The sequence below is a fragment of the Kineococcus rhizosphaerae genome (assembly GCF_003002055.1).
In the GTDB taxonomy this organism is placed as follows: Bacteria; Actinomycetota; Actinomycetes; order Actinomycetales; family Kineococcaceae; genus Kineococcus; species Kineococcus rhizosphaerae.
In genome coordinates, this window is the sequence record NZ_PVZF01000001.1 from 548,363 (window position 1) to 574,507 (window position 26,145).

At 71.9% G+C, this 26,145-nt stretch carries 24 protein-coding genes; 18 read left to right on the forward strand and 6 right to left on the reverse strand.

Annotated features, from left to right (window positions below):
* The first annotated feature begins 5 nt into the window (after positions 1–5).
* From CLV37_RS02690 to CLV37_RS02750, 14 genes are all read left to right on the forward strand, one after another.
* Entirely contained in the window at positions 6–1,301 is a 1,296-nt protein-coding gene (locus CLV37_RS02690; RefSeq protein WP_106206673.1) for a PucR family transcriptional regulator, read from the forward strand.
* Between the two features lie 213 nt (positions 1,302–1,514).
* Positions 1,515–2,573 (forward strand): FAD-binding oxidoreductase, encoded by a 1,059-nt coding sequence (locus CLV37_RS02695; protein ID WP_146149273.1) that lies wholly within the window; start codon positions 1,515–1,517, stop codon positions 2,571–2,573.
* Between the two features lie 27 nt (positions 2,574–2,600).
* Positions 2,601–2,933, forward strand: coding sequence for a BBE domain-containing protein (locus tag CLV37_RS27360; protein WP_170127018.1), 333 nt, complete (start codon positions 2,601–2,603; stop codon positions 2,931–2,933).
* 5 nt (positions 2,934–2,938) lie between these two features.
* Positions 2,939–3,814 (forward strand): SDR family oxidoreductase, encoded by an 876-nt coding sequence (locus CLV37_RS02700; RefSeq protein ID WP_170127019.1) that lies wholly within the window; start codon positions 2,939–2,941, stop codon positions 3,812–3,814.
* Positions 3,811–4,593 carry an SDR family NAD(P)-dependent oxidoreductase gene (locus CLV37_RS02705; RefSeq protein WP_170127020.1) on the forward strand — a complete coding sequence of 261 codons (783 nt, stop codon included), beginning with the start codon at positions 3,811–3,813 and terminating at the stop codon, positions 4,591–4,593. Before CLV37_RS02700 ends, CLV37_RS02705 begins: the two co-directional genes overlap by 4 nt.
* 35 nt (positions 4,594–4,628) lie before the next feature.
* Positions 4,629–6,374: a thiamine pyrophosphate-binding protein gene (locus CLV37_RS02710; protein ID WP_211298312.1), complete on the forward strand. Its 1,746-nt coding sequence runs from the start codon at positions 4,629–4,631 to the stop codon at positions 6,372–6,374.
* Positions 6,375–6,392: 18 nt separating this feature from the next.
* Positions 6,393–6,893, forward strand: coding sequence for a VOC family protein (locus CLV37_RS02715; protein ID WP_106206679.1), 501 nt, complete (start codon positions 6,393–6,395; stop codon positions 6,891–6,893).
* Between the two features lie 55 nt (positions 6,894–6,948).
* Entirely contained in the window at positions 6,949–8,217 is a 1,269-nt protein-coding gene (locus tag CLV37_RS02720) for an MFS transporter (protein ID WP_106206681.1), read from the forward strand.
* 74 nt (positions 8,218–8,291) lie between these two features.
* Positions 8,292–9,089 (forward strand): IclR family transcriptional regulator, encoded by a 798-nt coding sequence (locus CLV37_RS02725; protein WP_211298313.1) that lies wholly within the window; start codon positions 8,292–8,294, stop codon positions 9,087–9,089.
* Positions 9,090–9,391: 302 nt separating this feature from the next.
* On the forward strand, positions 9,392–10,822 hold the full coding sequence (locus CLV37_RS02730; RefSeq protein ID WP_342762222.1) for an aldehyde dehydrogenase family protein: 1,431 nt from the start codon (positions 9,392–9,394) through the stop codon (positions 10,820–10,822).
* A 93-nt stretch (positions 10,823–10,915) separates the two neighbouring features.
* Positions 10,916–12,439 carry a carotenoid oxygenase family protein gene (locus CLV37_RS02735; protein ID WP_106206683.1) on the forward strand — a complete coding sequence of 508 codons (1,524 nt, stop codon included), beginning with the start codon at positions 10,916–10,918 and terminating at the stop codon, positions 12,437–12,439.
* A 383-nt stretch (positions 12,440–12,822) separates the two neighbouring features.
* Entirely contained in the window at positions 12,823–14,079 is a 1,257-nt protein-coding gene (locus CLV37_RS02740) for an ABC transporter substrate-binding protein (protein ID WP_106206685.1), read from the forward strand.
* Between the two features lie 71 nt (positions 14,080–14,150).
* On the forward strand, positions 14,151–15,101 hold the full coding sequence (locus CLV37_RS02745) for a carbohydrate ABC transporter permease (RefSeq protein WP_106206687.1): 951 nt from the start codon (positions 14,151–14,153) through the stop codon (positions 15,099–15,101).
* 6 nt (positions 15,102–15,107) lie between these two features.
* The gene (locus CLV37_RS02750) at positions 15,108–15,944 is read left to right on the forward strand and encodes a carbohydrate ABC transporter permease (RefSeq protein ID WP_106206689.1); all 837 of its coding nucleotides are present in this window, start codon (positions 15,108–15,110) and stop codon (positions 15,942–15,944) included.
* Between the two features lie 908 nt (positions 15,945–16,852).
* Here CLV37_RS02750 and CLV37_RS02755 read toward each other — a convergent pair.
* The 6 genes from CLV37_RS02755 to CLV37_RS02780 form a co-directional block, all read right to left on the reverse strand.
* Positions 16,853–17,635: an IclR family transcriptional regulator gene (locus tag CLV37_RS02755; RefSeq protein WP_106207400.1), complete on the reverse strand. Its 783-nt coding sequence runs from the start codon at positions 17,633–17,635 to the stop codon at positions 16,853–16,855.
* A 17-nt stretch (positions 17,636–17,652) separates the two neighbouring features.
* Positions 17,653–18,465: a DUF8021 domain-containing protein gene (locus CLV37_RS02760; RefSeq protein WP_211298315.1), complete on the reverse strand. Its 813-nt coding sequence runs from the start codon at positions 18,463–18,465 to the stop codon at positions 17,653–17,655.
* Positions 18,462–19,703: an acyl-CoA dehydrogenase family protein gene (locus CLV37_RS02765; RefSeq protein WP_425433602.1), complete on the reverse strand. Its 1,242-nt coding sequence runs from the start codon at positions 19,701–19,703 to the stop codon at positions 18,462–18,464. Before CLV37_RS02765 ends, CLV37_RS02760 begins: the two co-directional genes overlap by 4 nt.
* A 22-nt stretch (positions 19,704–19,725) precedes the next feature.
* A complete protein-coding gene (locus CLV37_RS02770) occupies positions 19,726–20,628 on the reverse strand; it encodes an SDR family oxidoreductase (RefSeq protein ID WP_106206691.1) in 903 nt (300 codons plus the stop codon).
* A gap of 72 nt (positions 20,629–20,700) precedes the next feature.
* Positions 20,701–21,807, reverse strand: coding sequence for an LLM class flavin-dependent oxidoreductase (locus CLV37_RS02775; protein WP_106206693.1), 1,107 nt, complete (start codon positions 21,805–21,807; stop codon positions 20,701–20,703).
* An 81-nt stretch (positions 21,808–21,888) separates the two neighbouring features.
* Complete coding sequence (locus tag CLV37_RS02780) at positions 21,889–23,472, reverse strand: SDR family NAD(P)-dependent oxidoreductase (RefSeq protein ID WP_106206695.1); 1,584 nt, start codon at positions 23,470–23,472, stop codon at positions 21,889–21,891.
* Between the two features lie 222 nt (positions 23,473–23,694).
* Between CLV37_RS02780 and CLV37_RS02785 the strand changes: the two genes are divergently transcribed.
* From CLV37_RS02785 to CLV37_RS02800, 4 genes are all read left to right on the forward strand, one after another.
* Positions 23,695–24,639 (forward strand): alpha/beta hydrolase, encoded by a 945-nt coding sequence (locus CLV37_RS02785; RefSeq protein WP_211298317.1) that lies wholly within the window; start codon positions 23,695–23,697, stop codon positions 24,637–24,639.
* Positions 24,640–24,733: 94 nt separating this feature from the next.
* Entirely contained in the window at positions 24,734–25,216 is a 483-nt protein-coding gene (locus CLV37_RS02790; RefSeq protein WP_211298318.1) for a riboflavin kinase, read from the forward strand.
* Positions 25,217–25,281: 65 nt separating this feature from the next.
* Positions 25,282–25,578 (forward strand): hypothetical protein, encoded by a 297-nt coding sequence (locus CLV37_RS02795; protein ID WP_106206697.1) that lies wholly within the window; start codon positions 25,282–25,284, stop codon positions 25,576–25,578.
* Positions 25,575–26,135 carry a flavin reductase family protein gene (locus CLV37_RS02800; RefSeq protein WP_245885206.1) on the forward strand — a complete coding sequence of 187 codons (561 nt, stop codon included), beginning with the start codon at positions 25,575–25,577 and terminating at the stop codon, positions 26,133–26,135. The genes CLV37_RS02795 and CLV37_RS02800 overlap by 4 nt, the downstream gene beginning before the upstream one ends.
* Positions 26,136–26,145: the final 10 nt, after the last annotated feature.

Below are 26,145 nucleotides of genomic sequence, written 5' to 3' on the forward strand. Positions count from 1 at the left end.
AGAGCGTGACGAGCACGAGGCAGGGGTGGCTCGGCGCGCTGCACCCCGCGCTGCCACCGGCGCAGAACCCGCCCGCCAGCTCACCGGCGACCGTGGCGACAGCGCGGCTGGTGCTCGGTGAGGCGGCGGTCGCGTGGGCGGTCGAGGCCGCCCGCGCGATCAACGACGAGGTGGAGGCGGCGGCCCGGCTGGACTCGCGCCTGCCGCTGACCGGGCTGGAGCCGGCAGCGTGCGAGGCCGGTCTGCTCACCGTGCTGCGGCTCGTGCGGCTGGGGCTCGACACCCCCGTGTCGGCCCCCGAGGAGGCCGTCGAGCAGGTGCGGCTGGCCGTGCGGCAGGGCACGCCCCTGGACTCGGTGGTGAGGGTGATCTGGGCCAGCCACAGCGGGGTCCAGGACCGGTTGCTGGCGGTCGTCGGCGAGCAGGTCCCACCCGGGGACCTGATCGGAGAGGTCCGTGAGCTGACCCGGACGCTGCAGGTGTTCGCGGACCTCATGGCCCGCGAACTGTCCGCCGTCTACGAGGCCGAACGCGTCCTGTGGCACGACCGGGTGTCCCTGGCCCGGCGGCAGGTCGTCGACGAGATCACCAGCACCGGCACGGCACCTCGCGACGCCGAGACCGTCCTGGGCCTGGCCCTGACGGACCACCACCTCGCCGGCCGGTTGTGGCTGGTGGACGCGATGCCGCACGAGCAGGCCCCCGGGTCCTTCCGCAGCTACGCCGCGCGGTTGTCCGCGGCGGCGGGAGCTCGCAGCACCACGCTGCTCGACGACGTCGACGGCTCGACCACGGTGCTGTGGTCCTTCGCCCGGCGACCCGCGCCGGACCTGGCGCGGGTGCTGCGCGCGGTGGACCGCCCGCAGCGCACCGCACTGGCGCTGGGCCCCCTCGGGTGCGGGGCCGGTGGACTGCAGCGCAGCCTCCTGGGCGCCGAGCAGGCGCGCGCCGTCGCCGCCCGCCGGCGCACGCCCGACGTCTGCGCCTACGAGGACAGCGCGATGCTCGCCCTGCTGCTGCACGACGAGCCGGCGGCCCGGCGCTTCGCCCTCAGCGTCCTGGACGGCCTGACCGGGCGCGACGCCAAGTCCGCCGCCGTGCGGCGCACCCTGGCCGCCTACCTGGCCCACTCCCGCAGCCGGACGGCCGCCGCGCAGGAGTTGTCGCTGGCGGCGAACACCGTCGCCTACCGGGTCCGGCAGGCCGAGGAGGCGCTGGGGCGCACGGCGGGCGAGCGGTCCCTGGACACGCTCGTCGCGCTGCGCCTGGTGGTGGAGGTTCCCGACCTGCTGCCCGGGTGAGGAGCGGGGTCGCTGCGCGCGGCGCGGGCGAAGCGCTTGGCGCCCGGCGGCAACGCCTCCGCCGAAGTCTGTCGTCGCAGGCACAGAACAGCACCGGTGGCCCTGGTGGAGTGTCCCCGGCACCACCACCCGTCCGGTCGGACCCCGCGAGGACGGTGGCCGCGGCGACGCACCGACGCGTCGACCGCGAGCCGCGGCAGCGAGGAGGACGACGTGATCGGGACACCCCCCGCACCCCCGGACGGCCGGACCACCCCGGACGTGGCGGGGGCCGTCATCACCCCGGGCCACCCCGAGTACGACGCGGCGCGCACCGTCTGGAACGCCGCGGTCGACCGTCGCCCCAGCCACGTCGTGCGCTGCGCCGACACCGAGGACGTGCGCCGCACCCTCGCCTGGGCCCGCGGGAGCGGGCTCGAGGTCACCGTCCGCGGCGGCGGGCACAGCATCCCCGGTCACAGCGTGATCGACGACGGCGTCGTCCTGGACCTCGGCGACCTCGACGGCGTGTTCGTCGACCCCGTCGCCCGGACCGCCCGGGTCGGCGGCGGCTGCCTGCTCGCCGACGTCGACCGCGCCACCCAGGTCCACGGCCTGATGACCCCCGCCGGCGCGATCTCGCACACCGGTGTCGGGGGGCTCACCCTCGGGGGTGGGCTGGGCTGGACGATGCGCAGGTTCGGCCTGACCGTCGACAACCTGCTCAGCGTCGAGGTGGTGACCGCCGACGGACGGGTGCTGCGGGCCGACGAGTCGAACCACCCGGAGTTGTTCTGGGCCGTCCGCGGCGGCGGGGGGAACTTCGGGGTGGTGACCGAGTTCGAGTTCGCGTTGCACGAGCTGGGCCCTCTTCACCTCGCCGCCAACGCCTTCCGCATCGAGGACGCCCCCACGGTGCTGCGCGCCATGCGCGACGTCATGCCCACCGCCCCCGACGAACTCGTCTGGTCGGCGTTCTTCCGGTTCCTGCCCGACTGGCCGTGGGCACCGGCCGAGCACGTCGGCCGGCCCGTGCTGCTCGCACCGCTGGCGTGGGTGGGCGGCGTCGAGGAGGGGCGCCGTCGCGTCAACGAGTTCATGGCGGACCTGGCCCGCCGTGGCGCCGAACCGCTGGCCACCGGTCACGGCCCGATCGAGTACGTGACCCTGCAACGCCTGAACGACGAGCTCAACGGGCACGGCCACCGCAACTACCACAAGTCCGCGTTCCTGCGGGACCTGGACGACGCGACCATCGAGGTCCTGTGCGCCCGCGGGGCGGTCATCGCCTAGGCGAACTCCCAGTTGGAGGTGCTGTCCATGGGCGGGGCCATCAGCCGGGTGGGTCCTGAGGCCACCGCCTTCCCCCACCGCCAGGAGTCGTGGCCGGTCAACGTGTGCGGCATCTGGCGTCCCGACGAGGACGACGCCCGCAACCTCGCCTGGGTGAAGGAGACCTTCGCGGCCCTCGCCCCCCACCTGAGTCCGGGTTCGTACCACAACTTCGGCGGGAGCGACGCCGACGACGCGGAGACCCGCGACAGCTTCGGCCCCACCTGGGACCGCCTGCGGGCGGTGAAGTCGCAGTACGACCCCGACAACGTGTTCCGGCACTGTGCCAACGTGCCGCCCCTGACGCAGGAAGGACGCTGATCGACGTGCAGGAGCTCGAAGGCCGCACCGCACTGGTCACGGGTGGTGACAGCGGGATCGGTCTGGGGACCGCCCGGGCACTGGTGCAGGCGGGGATGCGTGTCGTCGTCTGCGGCGTCGTGGAGGAGAGCCTGCAGGCGGCGCACGCCGAGCTGTCCCGGCTCGGCACCGCCGAGGCGGTCCAGCTCGACGTGCGCGACCGGGACGGCTTCGCCCGGCTGGCCGACCGGCTCGACCAGCAGCACGGTGGCGTCGACGTCCTGGTCAACAACGCCGGGGTGGGTTTCCTGTCCCCCACGGCCGAGGTGTCCTTCGATCAGTGGGACTGGGTGCTGGGCATCAACCTGACGGGGGTCTTCAACGGCATCCGGACGTTCCTGCCTCGGATGCTGGCCGTCGGTCGTCCCGCCCACATCGTCGCCACCGCCTCGATCGGGGGACTGCTCGGCGCGCCCGGATCGGCATACGCCGCAACGAAGTTCGGAGTCGTCGGCCTCATGGAGGCGCTGGCCGTCGAGGTGCAGGGCACCGACGTCGGCGTCTCCGTCCTGGCCCCGGGAATCGTCGCCACGAACATCCACCAGGGACTCCGGCCGCCGGGCGAGGTGGCCGAGCACACCCCCGGAGGGGCATCGTCCGGCGACCTGCACGTGGCGGCCATGCAGCCCGACGAGGTCGGGATCCGGGTGCGGCAGGCGATCCTGGACGAGCAGTTCTACGTGCTGACCCACGCCGAGCACCGTGAGCTGCTGCAACGACGTTTCGACGCCCTGCTCGCCGCCGTACCGAGCGGAACCCCCGATGTCCGCCGGGCCGAGGTCGAACGCCTCGTCCTGCGCAACCCGGTCTACGACCGCGTCCTCGCCCGGAGGACCTCGTGACCGCCCCGACGACGGGCGCGGAGCCCAGCGGACTGGAGGGCCTGGTCGTCCTGGTCACCGGTGCGGGATCGGGCATCGGGCGCGCCGCGGCCGAGCTGTTCGCCCGGCGCGGGGCGCACGTCGTCGCCGCCGACCGCGACACCAGCGGGATCGACACCGTCGACGCCGTGCGGGAGGCGGGCGGGCGGGCCACCTTCGTCCGGGCCGACGTCTCGCGGGAGGCGGACGTCGAGCGGCTCGTCGCCAAGGCGGTCCAGACGTACGGGACGCTCGACGTGGCGTTCAACAACGCGGGGATCGCCCCTCCGGTCACCGCGACCGAGCGCCTCGAGCTCAAGGACTGGGGCCGCGCTCTCACCGTCAACCTGCGCGGGGTGTGGTTGTGCATGAAGCACGAGCTCGCGGTCATGGTCCCCCGCGGGCGCGGCTCGATCGTCAACACGTCCTCGGTCGCCGGTCTGGTGGGCAACCCCGGATCGGCTGCCTACTCCGCCGCCAAGCACGGCGTCGTGGGCTTGACGCGGTCGGCGGCCGCCGAGCACGGCCGCCACGGCGTGCGCGTCAACGCGGTCGCCCCGGGCCTGACCCGGACGGGGATGCTGCGCCACCTGATCGAGCGGGAGCACCTCGACGTCGACTCCGTGGCCGCGGGCACTCCCCTGGGCCGCGTGGGCGAACCGCACGAGATCGCCGAGGCCGTCGTCTGGCTGGCCTCACCGCGCGCCGGTTTCGTCACCGGCCACGTCCTCAGCGTCGACGGCGGGGAGACGTGCACCTGATGACCCCGGCGACGACAGGAAGCGAGGAACCCACCGTGCGCACCACCACGCCCGTCACCGGGGGACGCAGCGTCGTCCAGATCCTCGAGGCCGCGGGGGTCGAGGTGGCGTTCGGCATCAACGGTGCCCACATCGACAGCGTCTACCAGGCCGCCCTCGACGAGGGCCTGCCCATCGTGGACACGCGCCACGAGATGAACGCCGGCCACGCCGCCGAGGGCTACGCCCGTGTGCGCAACGCGCTGGGGGTGGCCCTGCTGACGGCCGGCGGGGGTTTCACCAACGCCGTGACGTCGATGGCCAACGCCCACCTGGACCGCACCCCCGTGCTGTACCTGGCCGCGTCCGGGCCGCTCGCCGAGGACCAGACGAACACGTTGCAGGCCGGGTTGGACCAGGTCGCCATCGCGACGCCCGTGACGAAGTGGGCCCACCGCGTCACCCGTCCCGACCTGATCCCCCGGCTGCTGACCCGGGCCATCCGCACGGCGCTGGCCGCCCCCCGCGGCCCGGTGCTGCTCGACATCCCCTGGGACGTCCTCACCGGCGAGGTCACGGTCCCGAGTCTCGACTGGGCCTCGACGGCCCGTGCGGCCGACGACGGCCCGGCCGCCTCGACCGTTGCGGTGGAACGGATCCTGGATCTGCTCGACGGTGCCCGGCGGCCGGTCCTGCTGGCCGGTTCGGAGGTTCCCAGGTCCCAGGCGGGGCCGGCCCTGCGGGAGTTCGCGCAGCGCACGGGCGTCCCGCTGTTCTCCGACTACGAGGGTCTGGGCGCGTTGACCGGCAGCCCGCAACGCGTCGGTCTGGTCCAGACGCTGCACGGGTTGCCCGAGGACTCGCGCCCGGACCTGGTGCTCGTGCTGGGGCTGCGGTTCGGACTCACGACGGCCCACGGCAGCGGGACCCTCGTCCCGCACGACGCCACCGTCGTCCACGTCGACGCCGACGCGGCCCAGCACGGGCTGCTGCAACCCGTGGCGCTGGGCATCGCCGCCGAACCACGCCCGGTGCTGGAGGCCCTGAACCAGGTGCACTCGACCAGGTGGGGCGGTGCGCGTCACGACCGCGCCGCCTGGCTGCGGACCCTGACCGAGCACGCTGGAGACCGCGCCCGCGCCGTGGCCGGGCAGGTGCTCCAGGACCGTGACCGTGCGCCGGCCCCGGGACGCGCGGACGGGTCCGCCGCGACCGCTGCCGACGGCCTGCACCCGTTCGACGCGGTCCGGGTGATCGCCGAGCAGGTCCCCCCCGGCTCGGTGGTCGTCGCCGACGGCGCCCTGACCTACCTGTGGCTGTCCGAGACCATCGCGCACGCCGACGTCTCGGCGTTCCTGTGCCACGGGTACCTGGGGTCGATGGGCGTCGGGATGGGTGTCGCCCTGGGCGCGCAGACCGCCGCTCGCGACACCCCGGTGGTGCTGGTGACCGGCGACGGCTCGGTCGGCTACAGCCTGGCCGAGTTCGACGCCATGGTCCGCGCGGAACTGCCCGTCGTGGTCGTCGTGCTGAACAACCGCGCCTGGGGGGCGACGCTGCACGCGCAGGAGATCGCCCTGGGGCCGGACCGGGTGGTGAACAACCGCCTGGAGAACGGTTCCTACGCCGGCGTCGCCGAGGCCCTGGGTGCGGTCGGCTACCGGGTCGACACCGTGGAGGACCTGGCGCCGGCGCTGCAGGAGGCCCTCACCGGAGGCCGCACGGCCTGCGTGGAGGTCCGTGTCCAGCTCTCCCCCGTCCCCCCCGAGGAACGCGTCCTCATGGGCGGGGACCCGTTCTGAGCCCGAAGGAGGCGTCCAGTGCTGTTCGACTTCGGGCAACCGACCGACGGTGTCATCCAGCTCGGCTTCGTCGTCGAGGACCTCGAGGCGGCCATGCTCACCTTCGGGAACCGTCTCGGCGTGGGACCGTGGACCGTCCTGCGCGACTTCGCCGGCGACGACCCCCGGTACCGGGGTGAGCCGACGCTCGCCCGGGCCGACGTCGCCCTCGGTTTCGGCGGCCACCTGCAGTACGAACTCATCCAGCCCACCGACCAGCGGCCCTCGGTCCACCGCGACGTCGTCCTCGACCGGGGCTTCGGGTTCCACCACTTCGGCCGGGCCACCACGGACTTCGACGCCGCGGTGGAGCAGATGCACCGCGACGGCTACCCCACCGTCTTCAGCGCCTCCGTGGGGCCCGGTTCCCGCGTCGCGTACTTCGACACCCGCGACGTCCTGCCGGGGATGACCGAACTGCTCGAGGCGGGCCCCGGGCTCGAAGCCGACTTCACCCGGATGTACCGCACCTCGCTCTGAACCCCGGTCCCACCCGGAACCGGTCCGCCATCCTCCGACGACGCAGGAGACCACCATGAGCACACCCTTCACGCGCGTGCGCTACGAACACCGGCTGGTCGCGATCTTCTTCCTGGCCTGGGGGTTGATCTTCCTCGACCGCCAGGCCCTGTCGATCCTCATGCCCTTGATGATCAAGGACATCGACCTCACCAACGGCGAGATCGGGCAGATCAACATGTGGCAGACGATCTGCTACGCGCTGGCCGCGCCGACCTTCGCCCTCCTGGCCGACCGCCTCGGCAACCGCAAGCGCATCCTGCTGATCGCGGTCTTCGCCACCTCGCTGCTGTCGGCGGCCACGACGGCGGCGCACTCCCTCTCGTACCTCATCGTGGTCCGGTCGCTGCTGGGGATCGGCGAGGGCGTCATCCTGCCGCTGGCGGTGGCCCTCGTCGCCCTGGAGTCCCGCCCCGGTCGCCTGGGCCGCAACGTCGGCCTCGTCTACGCCGGGGCTGCGGTCATCGCCTCCACCATCGGTCCCGTCGTCGTCACGCAGGTCGCGTCCGCGACGACCTGGCGCACGGCCTTCCTGTTCATCAGCGTGCCGAGCTTCCTGGCCGGTGTGCTCGTGTGGGCCTTCGTGCGCGAACCGCAGGCGCCGGTCCCCGCGACCGGCACCGCGTCCGGCACCGCGCCCGGTCTGAGCACCCGCGAGGCCGTGCGGGCGGCCTTCGGCAACCGCAACGTCCTGGTGTGCGTGGTCATCAGCGTGTTCGCGATGGCGGGCCTGTGGACGTTCAACTCCTACATCACCCTGTACCTCACCCAGGTCAGCCACCTGACGGTCACCACCGCGGGGTTCGTCATGTCCGCCTTCGGCATCTTCACGATCGGCTGGCAGGTCTTCCTGCCGTACTCCTCCGACCGGATCGGACGACGCCCGGCCATGGTGCTGTACGGCGCGCTGGCGGCCGTGAGCCCCGCACTGCTGTTCCTGTTCCCCCGCAGCGCGGCGACCCTGGTGGTCTACGTGGTGGTCGGGGGCGTGTTCCTCACCCTCACGGCGCTGTTCACCAGCATCATCCCGGTCGAGAGCGTCCCGGCGGGCGTCATGGCCACCGCGTCCGCGCTCATCATGGGCATCGGGGAACTCCTGGGGGCGTTCGTCGTCGGGGGCGCCGGGACGCTGGCCGACAGCCGGGGGCTGGGCGCGGTGATGGCGGCCGCGGCCATCGCCTACGTCCTCGTGGCGATCACCTCGCTGGCCCTGCGCGAGACCCGGCGGCGCGTCGTGGACGCACCGCTGTCGGCGCCCAGCGCGGTCCACCACCCCGTCCTGTGACGCGCACGTCGGACGAGGACGTGCCGGCGGGCGAGCGGCCCCCGGCCGATCCACCGACCGGTACGGTGTCGCACGTGGCAGGATCCGCTGAGCAGCGCGTGTCGGGGTACCGGGAACGCAACAGCACGGCGGAGCGCGCGCTGGAGATCCTCGGCCTGTTCGACGAGGACCACCCGGTCATCTCCGCGGCCCGGGTGGCCGAGCAGCTGGGGACGTCACGTTCCACCGCGTACCGCTACGTGCAGAGCCTGGTCTCCAGCCAGTTCCTGGAGGAGGCGCCCGGCGGTGGTTTCCGCCTGGGGCTGCGCGTGCTGGAGCTGGCCCGGGTGGCCCGCAAGGCCTACGGGCTCTCCGAGCTCGCGCTGCCGGTGATGCAGGACCTGGCCGCCGCCACGCACGAGTCGGTGCTGCTGACCCGCCGTGTCGGTGACCTCGTCATCTGCCTGGAGCGGGCCGAATCGGTGAGCCACACCGTCCGCATCTCCTACGAGCGCGGGAGCGCCCTGCCGCTGAACGCCGGCGCCTCGGCCCTGGTGCTGCTGGCGTGGGCCGATCACCAGGAGGTGCGCTCCCTGCTGCAGCACACGACGTTGCGCGCCTTCACCGACACGACCCTGACCGACGTCGACGCCCTCACCGACCGGTTGGCGCACATCCGCCGCGACGGTTTCTCCGTCACCCGGGGGGAGGTCGACCACGACGTGCTCGGTGTCGCCGCCCCGATCCGGGACGACACCGGGACGGTGGTGGCGGCCCTCAGCGTCGCGGCGCTCGCCTCCCGGGTCCCGGCCGCCCGTGAGGCGGACGTGGTGGAAGCGGTCGTGACGTCCGCCGGCGCCATCAGCGCCCGACTCTCGGCTATCACCGGCTGAGCCGCGCCCGGCACGGCGGCTCCACCCCTCCTGCGCGACCACCTCGACCTCGACCCCGACGATGTCGCGGGACGGCAGAGGCCGTGGACGTCCTTGTCGCCGGAGGCCAAGCGCTGCGGCGCGCCACCGGCTTCACTGCTGGGAACGCGAGGGGACGGCGTCGTCCCCGCCGGAGGAGGACGACAGTGACGAGCACCGTGACCAGCCCCGCGGTCGACACCGCGATCGACACCGCGATCGACACCGCGATCGACACCGTGGACGCACCCGACGAGGACGTGCGCGCGGACGACGACTGGAGCGTGTGGGAGGACACCCGCCACTCCGCGGCCACCGGCCCGGAACGGCTCGAGGTGACGGCCCCGGCCACCGGCCGCGTCCTGGCCAGGATCGCCGCCGCCGACGTGGCGGACCTGGACGCGGCGGTCGCGGCGGCCCGCACCGCTCAGCGCTCGTGGGCACGGCGCACCTACGACCAGCGCGCGGCGGTCCTGCGCCGTGCCGCGCAGCTGCTGGAGGAGCAACCGGAGCGCGTGGTGCGCTGGCTGGTCCCCGAGTCCGGTTCGGGTCAGGGCAAGGCCGCGTTCGAGGTCTCGATGCTGGTCGGGGAGCTCAACGAGTGCGCCGCCCTGGCCTCGGCGCCGTACGGGGAACTGCTGCGGTCCACCAGGCCCCGGTTGTCGCTGGCCCGGCGCGTCCCCCTCGGGGTCGTCGGGGTGATCTCGCCGTTCAACTTCCCCGCGATCCTGTCCCTGCGCTCGGTGGCCCCGGCCCTGGCCGTCGGCAACGCCGTCGTCCTCAAGCCCGACCCCCGCACACCGGTCTCCGGGGGCCTGGCCCTGGCCGAGCTGCTGGCCGACGCCGGGCTGCCCGAAGGGCTTCTGCACGTCCTGCCCGGCGGTGCCGAGGTCGGGCAGGCGCTCGTCGCCCACCCCGACGTGCCGTGCATCTCCTTCACCGGGTCCACCGCGGCCGGCCGCGCGATCGCGGCCGCGGCCGCCCCGCTGCTGAAGAAGGTCCACCTCGAACTCGGCGGCAACAACGCCCTGCTCGTCCTGCCGGACGCCGACGTCCAGGCCGCCGCGTCCGCGGCCGCCTGGGGTTCCTTCCTGCACCAGGGGCAGATCTGCATGACCGCCGGACGGCACGTCGTGCACGCCTCCATCGCCGAGGAGTTCACCGCCGCCCTGGCCGAGAAGGCGCGGAACCTGCCCGTCGGGGACCCGGCCGACCCGGCCAACGCGCTGGGGCCGATCATCGACGACCGGCAGCTGGCGCGGGTGCACGACATCGTGACCGCCGCCGTGGCCCACGGCGCGACCCTGGTCGCGGGCGGGGAGTTCGGCGGGCTCTTCTACCGGCCGACGGTCCTGGCCGGGGTGAGCGCCGACAACCCGGCGTTCCGCCAGGAGATCTTCGGCCCCGTCGCCCCCGTCACGACCTACGAGACCCTCGACGAAGCCGTCGCGCTGATCAACGACAGCGAGTACGGGCTCAGCGTCGGCATCCTCACCGGGGACGCCTTCGCCGCCTTCGAGCTCGCCGCCCGCATCGAGTCGGGCATGGTCCACATCAACGACCAGACCGTGGACGACGAGGCGACGATTCCCTTCGGCGGGACGAAGGCCTCGGGATCGGGGGGGCACTTCGGCGGAACACGGGCGAACCTGGAGTCCTTCTGCGAGACCCAGTGGGTCACCGTCCAGTCGCAGATCGAGCGCTACCCGTTCTGAGGCGCGAGCACGCAGCCCCCGCCCGGCCCCTGCGGGCAGCGGCCCCGGCCCGCAGCACCACCCCGATCCCCGACCGGCAGCACAGGAGTTCCGATGACCGATCTTCCCCCCGTCCCGACCACCCTGCTGCCGCGCGGGCGGACCCCGCGGGAGTCGTCGCCCACCCCGGACTGGCTGACGGACAACAAGTTCCTGAACGGACCGTTCGCTCCCTGGTCCGAGGAGCAGGAGGCGTACGACCTGGAGGTGGTCGGTCAGCTCCCCGCCGACCTGGCCGGTGCGCTGTTCCGCACCTCCTCCAACCCGCGCTTCGAACCCCGCAACACCGACCGGTACCACTGGTGGGAGGGCGACGGCATGGTCGCGGCCGTCTACGTCCGCGACGGGAAGGCGGCGTTCCGCACCCGCTGGGTGAACACCGACTCGATGAAGGTCGAGGTGGAGCAGGGCGAGGCCGTCTACAGCGGTTTCGTCAACGGCGGCACGGCGGGACGCCTGCCGGCTGGGGCGCCCCCGGCCAAGAACGTGGCGAACACCAACGTGGGGATCTTCGACGACCACCTCATCGTGTACTACGAGGGTGGCCTCCCCCACGCGATGCACCCGGAGACGTTGCAGACGCAGGGCCAGTACGACTTCCACGGGGGGGTCGACGTCCTGTGCACCGCGCACTTCAAGATCGACCCCGCCACGGGCGACATGCTGTTCTTCGCCGCCACCGGTCCTGTCGTCACCTGGTACCGGGCCGACGTGCGCACGGGCAAGGTGATCGACTCGCACGTCCTGGAGATCGGCGTGCCGGTCCTCATGCACGACTTCGCGGTGAGCGAGAACTACGCGGTGTTCTTCGTCACCCCCGCGCAGTTCCGCCTCGACCTCATCGTGCAGAGCCGGCCGGGCGTGGTCTGGGACGAGAGCGCCACCCCGCACGGCGTGCAGATCGTGTTGATGGACCGCCGCACGCACGAGGTCACGTGGCACGACCTGGGCGGGCAGTTCGCGAACACGCACTTCTACAACGCCTTCGAGCTCGGCGACGAGGTCATCATCGACGGTCACCGCATCGAGCGTCTCGGCAACCCCGTCGAGCGGCTGCAGACCCCGCTGTCCTCCCACGAGTGGTTCCCGCCCGCGCTGCCCTACCGCTGGCGGGTCGACGTCAAGACGGGCCGGGCTCGCGAGGAACGGGTCAGCGGCCTGGCCGGCGAGTTCCCGAAGATCAACGACGCCTTCGTCGGCAGGCAGCACCGCTACGGGTACTTCGTCACCACCCGCTCGCTGGAGTCGCAGACGATGACCGACGGGTTGGCCAAGCACGACTACCTGCTGGACTCGACCACCGTGGTCGACGGCCCTGACGGGCTGACCAACCCCAGCGAACCGGTGTTCGTCCCCCGCGAGAACGCGCAGGGCGAGGACGACGGGTACGTGCTGACGCTGTGGTGGAACCGCGCGACGAACCTCAGCGAGATGCTCGTGCACGACGCCGCCGACCTGCGCCGCACCCCGCTGGCCCGGGTCAAGCTCCCGAGCCGGGTGCCGTTCGGCTTCCACGGCAGCTGGGCCGAGGCCGACGTGCTCGACAAGGCGATCGCCGCCCAGCACGACGCGACCTGACGGGGCAGCGAGGGCCGGGAACCCTCTGAGCGACGACGTGGCCGCCGCTCAGGGGGTTCTCCGCACCCGCTCCGACGCGCAACGGCCCGACGGGGACGGCCACGGACACCTCATCGTCGTAGATTCCCACCATTCTCCAAAAGTAGTTGATTTATCGCGTCACTCTTGCTTGGATGAGCACAGCGGGGAACGGAACCTCGACCACTTCGCGAAGCGCAGCAACGACGCAGCCCGCCCCACGACGCCGCTGGTCGAACCTCCCCCTGCACGGGCCGCCTCACCGCGGCACCACCTCGATCCGAGGCAGGCGCCGCCTCGCGGCCCGCGCTCGCAACCCGCTCCGGCCGCCGGCCGGGGCGACGACGACGTCCGGGATGTGACTCATGACGAGGAAGACCAGCACCAGGCGCGCGGCGCTCGTGGCCGCCGCCACGATGACCGCCGGTGTGCTCACCGGGTGCTCGGCGAACGTGGCCTCGCCGAGCGACGGCGCCATCACCTTCGCCTACCCGAAGGCGAGCCAAGTCCTCGTCTGGGAGGACATGGCCAAGAAGTACACCCAGGAGACGGGCGCCGAGGTGAGCGTCCAGGCCATCCCGATCGACGCGTACTCCTCGACCCTCAACACCCGCCTGCAGGGCGGTGACGCCCCCGACCTCTTCCTCACCAAGCCGGGGACGTCCGAGTACGGGATCGAGACCCTTGGAGCGTCCAAGAAGCTCGGGGAGATCACGGGTTCGGCAGCCGACCTGGTCCCGTCGGACAAGACCGCCTACGAAGCCGACGGCACCGTCTACGGGTTCCCCCTCATGCACGTCCCGCGGGCAGCGGTCGTCATCGACGGGAACCTGGAGAAGACGGGGGTGACCTGGCCGACGACGATCTCCGAGATGCTGGCCGACTGCCAGGCGACGCAGGCCGAGGGTGAGGCCTTCACGCTCGGGCAGTTCGGCGCGCCGTTCACCGCCGACGGGCAGACGCTGCTCGTCGCCGCCAGCTCGGTCTACGCGCAGGACCCCACCTGGGACGCCCAGCGCGCCGCCGGCACGGTGAAGTTCAGCACGACGGAGGGCTGGAGGTACGCCGTGCAGACGGTCGCCGACATGGTCAAGGCGAACTGCTTCCAGCCCGGGGCGGTGGCCGCGAAGGGCGAGACCTTCCAGAGCGTCTTCACGGGCAAGAACCCGGACGTCATCTCCTTCGCCACCGGCGAGTCGGACGTCTGGAAGGACTTCTCGATGGCTCTGAAGGACCAGACGATCTCCGTGCGCCCCTTCCCGGGTCAGACCGCGGACACCGCCCGGGTCATCAGCTCGGTGAAGTTCACCCTCTCCTACAGCGCGGCCACCAAGAACAAGACCGCCGTGCAGAAGTACATCGACTGGCTGACGCAGCCGGCGCAGCAGAAGTCCATCGCCGACGAGCTCGGCGTCCCGGTCGGGCAGTTGTCGGCCGACGGGATGACCGGTTCGTACGCACCCCTGAAGCAGCTGGTCGCCGAGGACAAGGTCATCCCCACCCCCGGTGAGACGTGGCCGGCACCCGTGCTCGCGGCGCTGCAGCAGGACACGCCCGGCCTGTTCACGGGTCAGACGACGGTCGACGAGATCCTCGCCGACATGGATGCGGCCTGGAAGTAGCACGTCCGCAGAACGGGGTGCCGTGACGACCGTCAGGGCACCCCACGATCGCCCGAGGGAAGGAGCCTGACATGGCGGGCTACGACACGACCAGCGCGGTGCGCGTCGAGCACCCGGCACGGGGTGGGACGGGCGCCGTCGCCCGGCGCCGGGACGGGAAGCTGCTCCCGTTCGGGCAGTGGTGGTGGGTCCTGCCGGCGGTGGTGCTGGTGCTGACCGTCCAGTACGCCGCGACGATCGCCGGGGGCCTCTTCGCCTTCACGGACTACAGCGGCATCGGCAGCTTCCACTTCGTCGGCTTCGACAACTTCACGCAGGTCTGGCGCGACCCGGCCGTCAGGGACGCGATCGGCAACACCCTGCTGTACGCGTTCGCGCAGATGATCGGCACGACCGCGATCGGGCTGCTGTTCGCGCTGCTCCTGAACCGCGGGGTGAGGACGCGCTACGTGCTGCGCGCCCTCGTCTTCCTGCCGATCGCGCTCAGCCCCCTCGCGGTCTCGTACATCTGGAAGTACGTGTTCCAGTACGACGGGATGCTGAACCAGGCCCTGCGGGCCGTCGGGCTCTCGCGCTTCGAACGCGTCTGGCTGGGCGACCCGAGGACGGCGATCTGGACGGTCGTGAGCGTCATCGTCTGGCAGGGTGTCGGACTGTCCATGGTGGTGTTCCTCGCGGGCCTCGCGCGCATCCCGCCCGAACTGGAGGAGGCTGCGGCGCTGGACCGGGCCGGCGTGTGGCAGCGGTTCCGCTTCGTGGTCCTGCCGTCGCTGCGCCCGTCGGTGACGGTGGTCACCATGCTCTCGCTCATCTTCGGGCTGCGGCTCTTCGACCCGATCCTCTCCCTCACGGGAGGCGGACCCGTCGGCTCCTCCGCCAACCTGGCCCTTCTCGTCTACCAGCAGGCGTTCACGCTGGGGCACTTCGGGTACGGCGCAGCGCTCTCCCTCGTCCTCACGGTGATCATCCTCGCCTTCGCACTCGTCCAGCACCTCATCACCCGCGACCGGACCGGAGCGTGAACCGCGTTGTTCCGATACACCAGAGGCACTCTCGTCCGTGAGGTCGTCGCGATCCTCGCGTGCGCCCTGTTCTGCCTGCCGCTCTACGTCCTGCTCGTCGGGTCGCTGAAGTCGGCGTCGGAGATCGCCAACGGTTCGGCGTTCTCCCTGCCCAGGAGCCTGCACTGGTCGAACTTCACCGACGTGCTGTCGGCCACCGGCGGGAACAGCGTCGTCACCGGGTTCGTCAACAGCCTGATCGTCACCCTTGGTTCGGTCGCTCTCCTGATCGGACTGGGGTCGGTCTGCGCGTACGTCCTCGTCCGCTCGACCCGGCGGTGGGCCAGGACGACGTTCGTCCTGTTCGTGGTCGCGATCGTCCTGCCGACGCAGCTCGGTGTCGTCCCGCTGTACGTCGGTGCCCGCACCCTCGGGGTCACCGGTTCGCTGCCCGGTCTGATCCTCATCGACACCGGCACGTTCCTCCCGCTCGCGGTGTTCCTCTACGCCACCTTCTTCCGCAACCACCCGCGCGACTGGGAGGAAGCTGCCGCCCTCGACGGGGCCGGGGCGTTCGCCACGTTCCGGCACGCCGTGCTGCCGCTCGTGGGGCCGGTGACGGGGACCGCCGGGATCCTGACCGGCGTCGTCATCTGGAACGACTTCTTCACTCCGCTGATCTTCGTCGGCGGGACGAACTTCCCGACCCTGCCGGTGGTGATGTACCAGTACGTGGGGGCCCTGAACTCGGAGTGGAACAAGATCTTCGCAGTCGTGGTGATCGCCTTCATCCCCGTGATGGTCTTCTTCGTCTTCGCGCAGCGCCGTCTCATGGAGGGGTTCTCCGGCGGAGTGCGCGGCTGAGGTCGATCTCCGGTACCTCGGAACGCTCAGGGGAGGGACCACCGCGAGCACGGACACGACTCGACCGGGGTGGGCACGAGCGGCCGGCGTCCCGGGCCGGGTGGTGGCGGGCGTGCTCGGTGAGCACCGAGCGGGATGTGCCTGGGGACCTTCGCCGGTGGGGCCGGAGAACCGGTCTGGACGATCGTCGTCAGCGTCGCCGCGATCAGCCAGGGCCCGCTGCTCGTCGACTCCTCCGGCGTCGACGGTCGGAGTCGTACGGGCGGATCGTCCAGGCGGGCGGGTCCGCCGCCGACGTGTCGGGTGGCGCCCACGAGGGCCCCTCCCGGCCCCTCGTCACGCAGGACCCGGAAACGTTCCAGCGCAGCGCGTTCGTCGCGATCACCGCGGCGGTGGGCGGGTCGGTCGTCGTGCTCGCGGTGGTGGCGGCGCAGCCACCCGGCCGAACGCCGGCACTGCGAGCGTCGGGACTCGATCGAGCATTCCAGGCCCCTCGTCGGTTCCGTGGACCGCACGCGCCTGGACGCGCTCCCGACGGCCGTCCGCAGCAGCGGCCACGCCGCGTCGGTCGACGGCGAACCCAGGGCGCGGTTCCACCGGCCGGTCGACGACGAGGGCGTCGACCGCGCGTCGAACGCCCGCGTCTGGAGCGAGTTCGCAGCGCAGACGGTCGAGACCGTCGACGGCGCCGGTGGATCGTCGGACGTCGCGGCGATCGAGGTCCCCGGGTTCGCCGCGAACGGCCGTGTGGTCCTGGGACTCGTCGTGAGCGGTCTCGACCACGTCCTCGAGCCGGGGGCGGTCCACGACATCGCGGAACGTCTCCTGCGCCGCCGAGGCCATGGAGGACGAACCGCCCGTCCGCCCGCTCGCGGCGGTGGCGGACACGGGCTTCGGCGGGTGGGCGCTCAGCCCGGAGCGGAGGTGAGCGCCTCGCGCGAGGTCTCGTCCGCGGTGACGAGGAGCAGGTCGATCGCGCGCTGCACGACCTGCGCGTCGTCCCCGGTGCTCGCCAGCGCCAGGCTGAGGCTGCCGGCGGTGCCGAAGTCGGGGTGACGCAGCGGCACGGAGACGTGGAGGACACCCGGATCGGGGTCGTCGAGCCCGACCGCGTACCCCGCTGAGCGGACTGCCCGCATCCGGCGCTTGACCTCCAGCCACTCCTCGCCGTCACCGCCACCGGCGCGCTGGAACAGGGCGCGGGCCGCCCGCACCTCCAGGAAGGAGAGGATCGCGTAGGCGGGTGCGCCCCCGAACAGCGGGGCCAGTCGCCCGCGGGCGTAGGTGCCCTCGGGGAACGGCTCGGTCCCCAGCGGGTGCTCGTGCATCGACATCACCGAGTCGCGGTGGACCCGGCTGATGAAGACGACGCCGGGGCCCTCGAACTCCGCGGCCAGCCGGAGCATGTGGGGGGAGACGGCGCGGATGAGCGGGTCGGAGGTCCGCAGTTGCCGCTCGTAGTGCACGATGCCGGGACCGAGGAGGTACCGGCCCGGCCGGATGCTGAAGATCAGGCCCGCCGCGGACAGGCTGCGGAAGTAGCGGTAGACGGTGCTCTCGGACTGCCCCATGACCGCGCACGCCTGCTCGACGGTCCACTCCGGCCGCTCCGGGGTGAACAGGTCCATGACCGAGAGCGTGCGGTCGGAGCTCGTGTCGCCGCGGGCCGGCTTGGCCCCCCCGTCAGCCATCGGCGAACCGCTCAGCGTCACCAGCCCGACGCAGCGCCGAGCGGCCTGATCTCGCGTACCTCATCGACGATCCGAAGCTCCCCGTCCACGACCTTGAAGATGCCGAGCATATACATCGCTCCGGCGTCCGGCCGGGGATGGTCCGGGATCGGGTGGAAGTCGACGACGACCAGGCTGGCGGCGACGCCCAGTTCGGTGTCCAGCACGGGGAAGCGCCGGTCTCGCGCCAGCGGCCGCGCGGCCCGGGTGTCGTTCAGCGCGGAGGCGGGCGTGTGCACCTTCGCGTCCGGGGACAGCAGCGTGCGCAGCGTGTTGGTCGTCTTGGCCCCGTTGTCGTACTTGTCGCAGCGGTGGTTGAACCGCGGGATGGTGCCGTCGCTCTGCTGCAGACCTTCCCAGTAGCGGTTCGCCGCGTCCTGCAGTCCGTCCCGACCGACCCGGCGGTGTTCGGGCACCACGGCCGAGTAGATGACGTCGGGCTTCAGCAGCTGCTCGACGTCGGCGAAGTGGCCCTTCCCGTCGGTGCTGACGATGGCCTCGGCCTCGGCGACGGCCCCGTCCCGCACGAGCACCCGCTGCGCGAACGGCCGGGGTTCGTCGTCCACGTACGCGACGCCCAGGCAGACCGCCTGGCCGGTCTCGGGGTCCGCAAAACCCTGGATGCCCTCGAAGCGGGTCGACCGCCCCCAGAGCCCCCGGCCGATCTCGGTGACGTCACCGTTCTCGGTGGACCGGAACGTCGGGTCGAGCCGCACGGCACCCGGCGTCCCCGCGGCGACCGCCGCCAAGTACTCGTCGAGGACCGCGAGCAGTTCGTCCCGGCCCGTCACGCGATCCCGACCGGGGGGTGACCGAAGTGCGTGCGCCCGTAGTTGACGGCCGCGCTGTCGGACTGGTGGGCGAGGTGGCCGCGCAGGACGCCCACGTTGCGCCAGTACCGGCCGATCATCGAGTCCTTCCTGGACGCGGACGAACCGGCCGTCCGGAAGACGATGTCGACCGCCTCGTGGGCGAGGTGGATGCTCTGCAGCAGGACGAGGACCATGCGGCGCACGTCGTCGTCCGGGCAGGGCTCGCCCGTCTCCTGCGTCCGCTGCGCGGCCGCCGTGAAGTCGACCGCGGTCTGCAGCAGGGCCGCTCTCGCGGTGTCGACGAGGGCCCGGCACCGGCCGAAGTTCAGCTGGTACTCGGCCAGGTCCGCCCGGGCCCCGCCGGCCGGACCGGAGGCCTTGCGCGAGTGGAAGGTCTCCTCGTACAGGTCGAGGGCACCCTCGGCGGCGCCGACGATCACGGCCGCGGACTCCATGACGATGAAGGGACGCGCGGGACCGTGGAACAGCGTGCTCCGGGCGTAGACCTCCGACGGGACCTCCAGCCCGATCGGCGGGTACGGCTTGGTCAGGTGCTCGGGCACGAAGACGTCGGCGAGGACGACGCGGTTGGACCCCGTGCCCTGCATGCCGATGACGTCCCAGTTCTGGACGACCTCGAAGTCCTCCCGGCCGAAGACGCCCATGCGCGTCGCCGGCTCCCCGGACCGCGGGTCCTCGAGCACGAACGTCAGCAGGACGTGGGTCGCGAACGTGGACCCGGAGGCGTAGTCCCACGCCCCGCTCACCAGGTACCCGCCGTCGACCCGTCGTCCCTTCCCCTGCGGCGCCGCGACTTCCGGCGCCCGGAAGTCGCCGGACCGCCCGTACGCCGCCCGTTGCCCCTCGAGCGGGAAGGTCGCCAGCTGGTACACGTGCCCGGACACGATGGACAGCACCCACGCGGTCTCGGGGCACCCCCGGGCGACCGAGGTCATGACCCGGGCGAACGTCGGGAGGTCGAACTCGTACCCGCCGAACGCCCGGGGCTGCACGGCCCGGTAGAAACCCGCGTCGACGAGCAGCTGGTTGGTGTCCGCGGAGACGTTGCCCGACGCCTCCGTCTCGGCCTGGCGCTCGCGCAGGACCGGACGGAGCGCGTCCGCCCGGCGGACGAGCTCCTCGGGGGTCAGTGCGGGTTCCGGCGGCGTGAGCGGAGCACTGGACGCCACGGCGTCGGGTGAGAGCGTCGAACTGATCACGGTGTGCCTCTTCTCCTGGTCAGGACCGCGTCGTGAGCGCGTCGACGGCGCGCTGGGCGGCCGCGGTCTCGGCTCGCCGGGCCTCTTCGAGCATGAGACGACCGGGGTCGATCTCCTGCGGCGGCGGGAAGGACGCGATGACCGACGCGAAGTGTTCCTCGAGCTCCCCGCGGAACTCGGAGTGGGTGAGGATGTTCGCCTGGTTGTCGAGGATCCCGCGGACGACGATCTCGCCCAGCTCCCGGGGGTGCATCCCCGAGTTCGGCGGCGGCGCCACCGGGCCACCCTCCGGCCTCGAGGTCGGGACCTCGCTGCGGAACTGCGCCTGCCGGTTCTGCTCGGACTGCAGCATGCGGCTCTGCGTGAGTCCGGGGAAGACGACCGAGACGCCGATCCCCCGGGGGGCCAGCGTGAGGCGCAGGGACTCGCTCAGGCCCCGGACGGCGTACTTCGACGCCGCGTAGATGTAGTTGTTCGCCGTGGGCAGGATGCCGGCCATCGACGCGGTGTTGACGATGTGCCCCTCGCCCTGCGCGAGCAGCGTCGGCAGGAAGGACATGATCCCGTTGACCGTGCCGCCCAGGTTGACCGACAGCACCCAGTCCCAGTCCGCGTACGTCACCTCGTCCACCGACGGGTTCGCCCCGACGCCCGCGTTGTTCACGACGATGTCGCAGCGCCCGAACACCTCGAGCGTTCGCTGAGCCGCGGCCGCCATGCCGTCGCGGTCGATCACGTCGACCGCGACGGTGGCCACCGTCGTCGTACCCTCGAACCGCGCTGCCGCCTCGTCGAGGTGGTCCTGTCGCAGGTCCGCGATCATCACGGACACCCCGCGATCGACCAGCGCCTCCACGATGCCCAGACCGATACCGCTGGCACCCCCGGTGACGAACGCCACCTTGCCCGTCAGATCGCGCACAGCCGCGACTCCTTCCACACCTCGTCGTGTCCAGCCCGACTCGTCGTCGGCGTGCCCAGCTTCCCCGAACGGTCAGACGGCCTGCAGGCGACGGCTCTCACCGTCGAGCGTGCTCTCGCTCGGCCAGCTCTTGATCTCGGGCAGGCACTTCTCGGCGAACAGGCGCATGTTGCGCCGGGCCTCGTCGCGGGGCATCCCACCGAAGTGGAAGTGCGGGAAGAAGCCCTGCAGCGCGAGGTCGTCGTTGATGCGCTCGAGCTGCTCGAGCACCTCGGCCGGAGTGCCGGCGGGCATCACCGATGCCGTGGTCTCGGCCATCTCCTCGATCTTCTCGGGCGAGATGCGCATGTTCTTGTAGAACTCGTTGCCCTTGGTGGTGCCGAAGCCCTCCTCGGCCATGCCGTAGTTGCGCACCGCGGCCCGGAAGTTCACGCGGTGGTACTCGATGGACTTCTCCTTGGCGCGGTCGCTGCTCTCGTCGACGAAGATCGTGCCGGACAGCAGCGGGGCCGGAGCCGGACGCGTCGGGTGGTTCTCGGCCCAGACCCGGTTGTAGGTCTCGGTGTCGACGCCGAGGTTGGCGCGCGGCTCGGGGTTGACGATGGCGATGCCGATGCCCAACTCCGCGACGGTCTGCACCGACTGCGGGGAACCCGCCGAACCGAAGATGCGGCCCTCGAAGGTCTTGAAGGGGCGCGGACGCAGCTCGCGGCGCGGCTGCTTCGTGATCTCGCCGCCCTCGATGACGCCGGTCTCCAGCGCCGCGATGATGAGCTCCGCGTGCTCGCGGTACAGCTCGCGCGTCTGGTTGATGTCGACGCGCAGGCCCTCGTACTCGAACCCGCCGAGGCCGCGGCCGAAGCCGAGCAGCAGGCGGCCGTCGGTGACGTTGTCCAGCCAGAGCGCCTGCTCGGCGACGCGGACCGGGTCGTTCCAGGGCAGGACGATGACCTGGGTGCCGAGCTTCACGTGCTTGGTACGGCCGGCCAGGTAGGCGAGCTCCTGCAGCGGTGAGGGCGAGATCGAGTAGTTCGAGAAGTGGTGCTCGGTGACCCAGATCGACTCGAAGCCCAGGTCCTCGGCCTCGATCGCCATCTCGAGGTCGTCCTTGATGAACGTCCGGTCGTCGATCTCGTCGCCGCTCTGGTGCTGGAAGCCGGTCGCGATGCCAACGTGCATGACTCACTCCTCTAGATCGTCAATGACCCGCGCGCGCCATCCGACCGCGCATCCTGAGAGTAGTCCGTCACATCGTGACAATCAATGCTTTTTTTCGGCGAGTTGCTGACCAGCCGCAGCCTCCCGGTACACCTCGCCCTGCGGGCCGAGCGGCGGCAGCGCGACATCGGAGATGGTCCGCGACAGCTCGTCGAGCCACGGCGCGAAGATCTCGTCGATCCGTGCGGACGTGAACGAGGGAGGCAGGGAGTACATCGGACCGTCCGCGACCGCCCGGTCGATGCGGTCCGCCAGAGCATCGTCGGGCTCGTCGTCCCCCGCCAGCACGACGGACACGAGGACCCCGCCGCCCAGCAGCTCGGCCCTGAGTCCTTCTGCGAGCCCGAGCACCGTCCGGCCGCTCACCGAGTCGGCGCACCGACCGGGATCCGCGGACAGCGCGCTGACCGGAAGCACGATCGCGACACGGCCTCCTTCCGGCCGCTCCACCAGCTGCGGGACCAGTCCACGAAGAGTGGTGAAGCACCGTTGCACCCGCTCGTGCACCTGCTCGACCCAGTCGACCGCCGCGATGCCACCCTCGGCGAACGAGTCGAGCGCGACCACCACGCTCGATGCGTCCTGCCGTGCGGCGCTCAGGCGCGCCGGGTCGTCCGCTTCCCCGTCGATCGCGATCACGTCGAGCACCTCTGCCGCATGACCGAGGTCGCGCAGCAGCCGAGGGACTGCCGTCGGCCCGTCCGGCTCCGCCACCAGGATCCGCTGCCGCTCCCGGAGCGACATGCGGTGCGTGCTGGGGGCCGCGGCTCGCCTCAGCGCGTCCCGCCGCAGCTCGAGGACGGATCGGATCCCGCCGTCGGTGAAGACGTGGGACGCGGACCGGTCGAGTGCGGCGAGGACGCGCCTGCCGACGTCGGCGGGATCGGCAGCCCGGGCGAGCACGCGGCGGGCCGCCTCCTGCTGCTGGTGCAGCTCCTCGTCGTTCCCGCGGACGCCGCTGTCGGCGAAGGCCGGCGGCCGCATCGTCTCGTGATCGTGGATGTTCGTGTTCACCCCGGCGGGGTAGAGCGTGGTGACACCGATGCCGTCCGGCGCGAGCTCTGCGCGCAGGCAGTCCATGAGCGCGACCACGCCGAACTTCGATGCCGAGTAGACGCCACCGTCGGGGGCCACCACGAGACCACCGGCCGAGGAGGTCGCCAGGATGCGCCCACCCGATCCCCTGGCCCGCATCGCCGGCAGCACCGCCTCGACGCCGTTCGTCACGCCGGCGAGGTTGACGCCCAGCAGCCAGTGCCAGTCGGCCCGGCTGCTGCGCAGGATGGTCCCCAGCACGCCGATGCCGGCGTTGAGGCAGAGCAGGTCGATCCCGCCGAAGCGTTCGACGACGACCTGGGCGACCCGTCTCCACTGCTCCGGATCGCTCACGTCGAGCCGCTGGGCCTGCAACCGTGCACCGTGGTGGCGCAGACGGTCACCCGCGTGCTCGAGGTGGTCGCCGCGCACATCGGCGATGACGACGTTGAGTCCTCGATCGAGGAGCGCCTCGGCGATGCCGAGGCCGATGCCGCTGGCGCCTCCGGTCACCACCGCTGTGTCACCCGGCGACACGGGCCGTACCGGCCGTGGTGCTCCGCGATGCGGGGTCAACCAGTCCTGACTCATCCACCGTCTCCTCGCTCCACTGCGTGAGTCGCAAATAATGACATGGATTGTCTTATCGTGAGATAGCTTGTACGATCAAACTCGCCGCAGGTGCTCAACAGCACTGACCAGCAGGGCGGAGCGAGGGTTCCCGTACGACGAGGCGCTCGGGGTCGAGCGCAGAACGATGGAGTTCGAAGCGATGACGACCTACCGTGCGCCTTTCCGCACATCCACGTGGCGATGACCGGCATCAGCGCCGACGCCTTCGGACCGGCTGCGATCTCCGAGGACGTCGCCCGGTTCAACGCAGCCTCGGCCGCGGTTCTGGCCGGCGCCCCCGACCTCTTCGAGGTGGGTGTGGAGAGTGCTCGCGATGGGGGCTTCATGCCCAAGCCGCCGCCGTCGCCGCGCTCGTACGACCTGCAGGTCGACGGCGGTCCCTCGCTGCACGTCGTACCCGCCGAGAACCCGCGCGGTGTGCTGCTGCACGTCCACGGCGGCGGGTTCGTGCTGGGCAGTGCCGCAGGGCAGGACGTCTGGCTCGAGCAGATCGCGGACGCCGTACAGGTGACCTGCGTCAGCGTGGAGTACCGGCTCGCACCCGAGAATCCCTACCCAGCGGCCTGGGACGACTGCGAGGCCGCGGCGATCTGGTTGATGGAACACGCCGTGGAGCGGTTCGGGGCCGAGTTGCTGCTCATCGCCGGTGAATCGGCCGGCGCGCTCTTGTCCGTCGCGACGATGCTGCGCCTGCGCGAGCGCGGGCTCACCATCCCCTTCCGCGGCGCGGCGCTGAGCTTCGGTGTCTTCGACTCGACGATGACGCCCAGCCAGACGCTCGCCCGCGAGGGGGTCCTGAAAGCGACCGGCATCGCGCGCATCGTCGACAACTACGCGCCGGACGCCGGCCTGCGACGAGGCAGCGACCTCTCGCCCCTCTACGCCGACCTCACCAGCCTGCCTCCCGCGTTGTTCACGGTGGGAACCCTCGACGCGATGCTCGACGACTCCATGTTCATGCACTGCCGCTGGCTCGCCGCCGGCGGGAACTCCCAGATCGAGCTCTACCCCGGCGCGGACCACGCGTTCATCGAAACGCCGCACCCGCTCGCGGAGGCGGCCAACGCGCGGATCCGCGCCTTCGCGGCGCAGACCGTCGCCGCCGCCACGTCGACACGCGAGTAGGAACCGCGGGTCCTCCCACCGACCGTGCCTCGCGCGCGGTGCACCACCGCTGCAGGAGAAGAGCTCTCCACCCGAGGACCAGGAAGGAGAACCGGTGAGCACACCCTCGACCGCCCCGGCGATCGACCGCACCGACGTCGTGACCGGGGTCGTCGTCCCCGGGGACCAGCGCGGCCGGTTGCTGGGTTTCCCCACCGCCAACGTGGCGGTCCCCCACCACGCCCTGCAGGACGGGGTGTGGGCCGGCACGGTGCTCCTGGACCCCGCCCCGGACGGGACCCCCGGCACCCTGCACGTCGCCGCCGTCTCCGTCGGACACCGCCCCACCTACTACGGCAAGGACGGCGAACGGCTGCTGGAGGCCAACCTCCTCGACTTCGACGGCGACCTGTACGGGCGCCGCGTGCAGATCGACCTGCACGTCAGGCTGCGGCCCCAGCGCCGCTACAGCGGGTCGACCGAACTGGTCGAGCAGCTGCACCGCGACGTGCAGGACACCCGGCGCTGGGCCCACGAGACCGGTCTGGGCCACCTGCTGACCGGCCGGGCCCGCTCTGACCGGGCCCGGCCGCGGTGAGGCCCCCCACAGGCCCCCACGCCGGCCGTCGCCGACCGGTGCACCGCTCTCCCCACCGCCGCGCCGTGCGCGCCGACCCCGCAGCCGCCGCGATCGAACGGGCCGCGGAACTGGCCCACCTCCGTTCCCGGCGCGAGGAACGACGAGCGCGTCTCGTCGCCGACGCCGTCGACGACCTGCGCCGCCGAGGACTGCTGCACCACGAGCAGCCCTCGCACGCCGACGTCGCCGAGCGCACCGGACTGTCCCTGGGGCAGGTGCTGTGGGCCTACCCCACCACCGACGACCTGCTCCACGCCGTCCACCCGACAGCTCCCGACCACCCGACGTCGTCCGACCACCCGAAAGGACACCTGCCGTGACCGACCTGCACACCGATCCTGGAACCCCCACCCTGGTCCCGTTCGCGGACGACCCCCTGGCGCTGCGCACGACGTTCGCGCTGTTCCCGACCGGTGTCGCGGCGCTGTCGGCCGTCGTCGGGGGCGAGCCGGTCGTCCTGGTCGCCTCCTCCTTCCAGGTCGGCATCTCCCTGGACCCCCCGCTGGTCCTGTTCGCCGTCCAGCACACCTCCACCAGCTGGCCCAAGCTGAAGCAGGCCGCCGAGGCCGGCGGCCGCATCGGCGTCTCGGTCCTGGGCGAGGCCCACGACCTCGCCGCCCGCCAGCTCGCCTCCAAGGCCGCCGACCGCTTCGCCGGCATCGAGACCACGACGACCGACTCCGGCGCGAACTTCATCCACGGCGCCCCCGTCTGGATCGAGACCTCCATCCACTCCCAGTTCCCCGCCGGCGACCACGACGTGGTCCTGCTGCAGGTCCACGCCTCCGGCACCGCCCCGGACACCGAACCCCTCGTCTGGCACTCCTCGGGCTTCCGCACCCTGACCCCCAAGCCGACCCCCCAGGCCGGGGCCTGACGCCGGCCCC

Excerpts from the sequence above, each read along its gene's own strand:
- CLV37_RS27360 (WP_170127018.1), top strand. The coding sequence starts at position 2,601 with ATGGGCGGGGCCATCAGCCGGGTGGGTCCTGAGGCCACCGCCTTCCCC.
- CLV37_RS02720 (WP_106206681.1), top strand. The coding sequence starts at position 6,949 with ATGAGCACACCCTTCACGCGCGTGCGCTACGAACACCGGCTGGTCGCG.
- CLV37_RS02735 (WP_106206683.1), top strand. The coding sequence starts at position 10,916 with ATGACCGATCTTCCCCCCGTCCCGACCACCCTGCTGCCGCGCGGGCGG.
- CLV37_RS02740 (WP_106206685.1), top strand. The coding sequence starts at position 12,823 with ATGACGAGGAAGACCAGCACCAGGCGCGCGGCGCTCGTGGCCGCCGCC.
- CLV37_RS02745 (WP_106206687.1), top strand. The coding sequence starts at position 14,151 with ATGGCGGGCTACGACACGACCAGCGCGGTGCGCGTCGAGCACCCGGCA.
- CLV37_RS02755 (WP_106207400.1), bottom strand. The coding sequence starts at position 17,635 with ATGGCTGACGGGGGGGCCAAGCCGGCCCGCGGCGACACGAGCTCCGAC.
- CLV37_RS02775 (WP_106206693.1), bottom strand. The coding sequence starts at position 21,807 with ATGCACGTTGGCATCGCGACCGGCTTCCAGCACCAGAGCGGCGACGAG.
- CLV37_RS02780 (WP_106206695.1), bottom strand. The coding sequence starts at position 23,472 with ATGAGTCAGGACTGGTTGACCCCGCATCGCGGAGCACCACGGCCGGTA.
- CLV37_RS02785 (WP_211298317.1), top strand. The coding sequence starts at position 23,695 with ATGACCGGCATCAGCGCCGACGCCTTCGGACCGGCTGCGATCTCCGAG.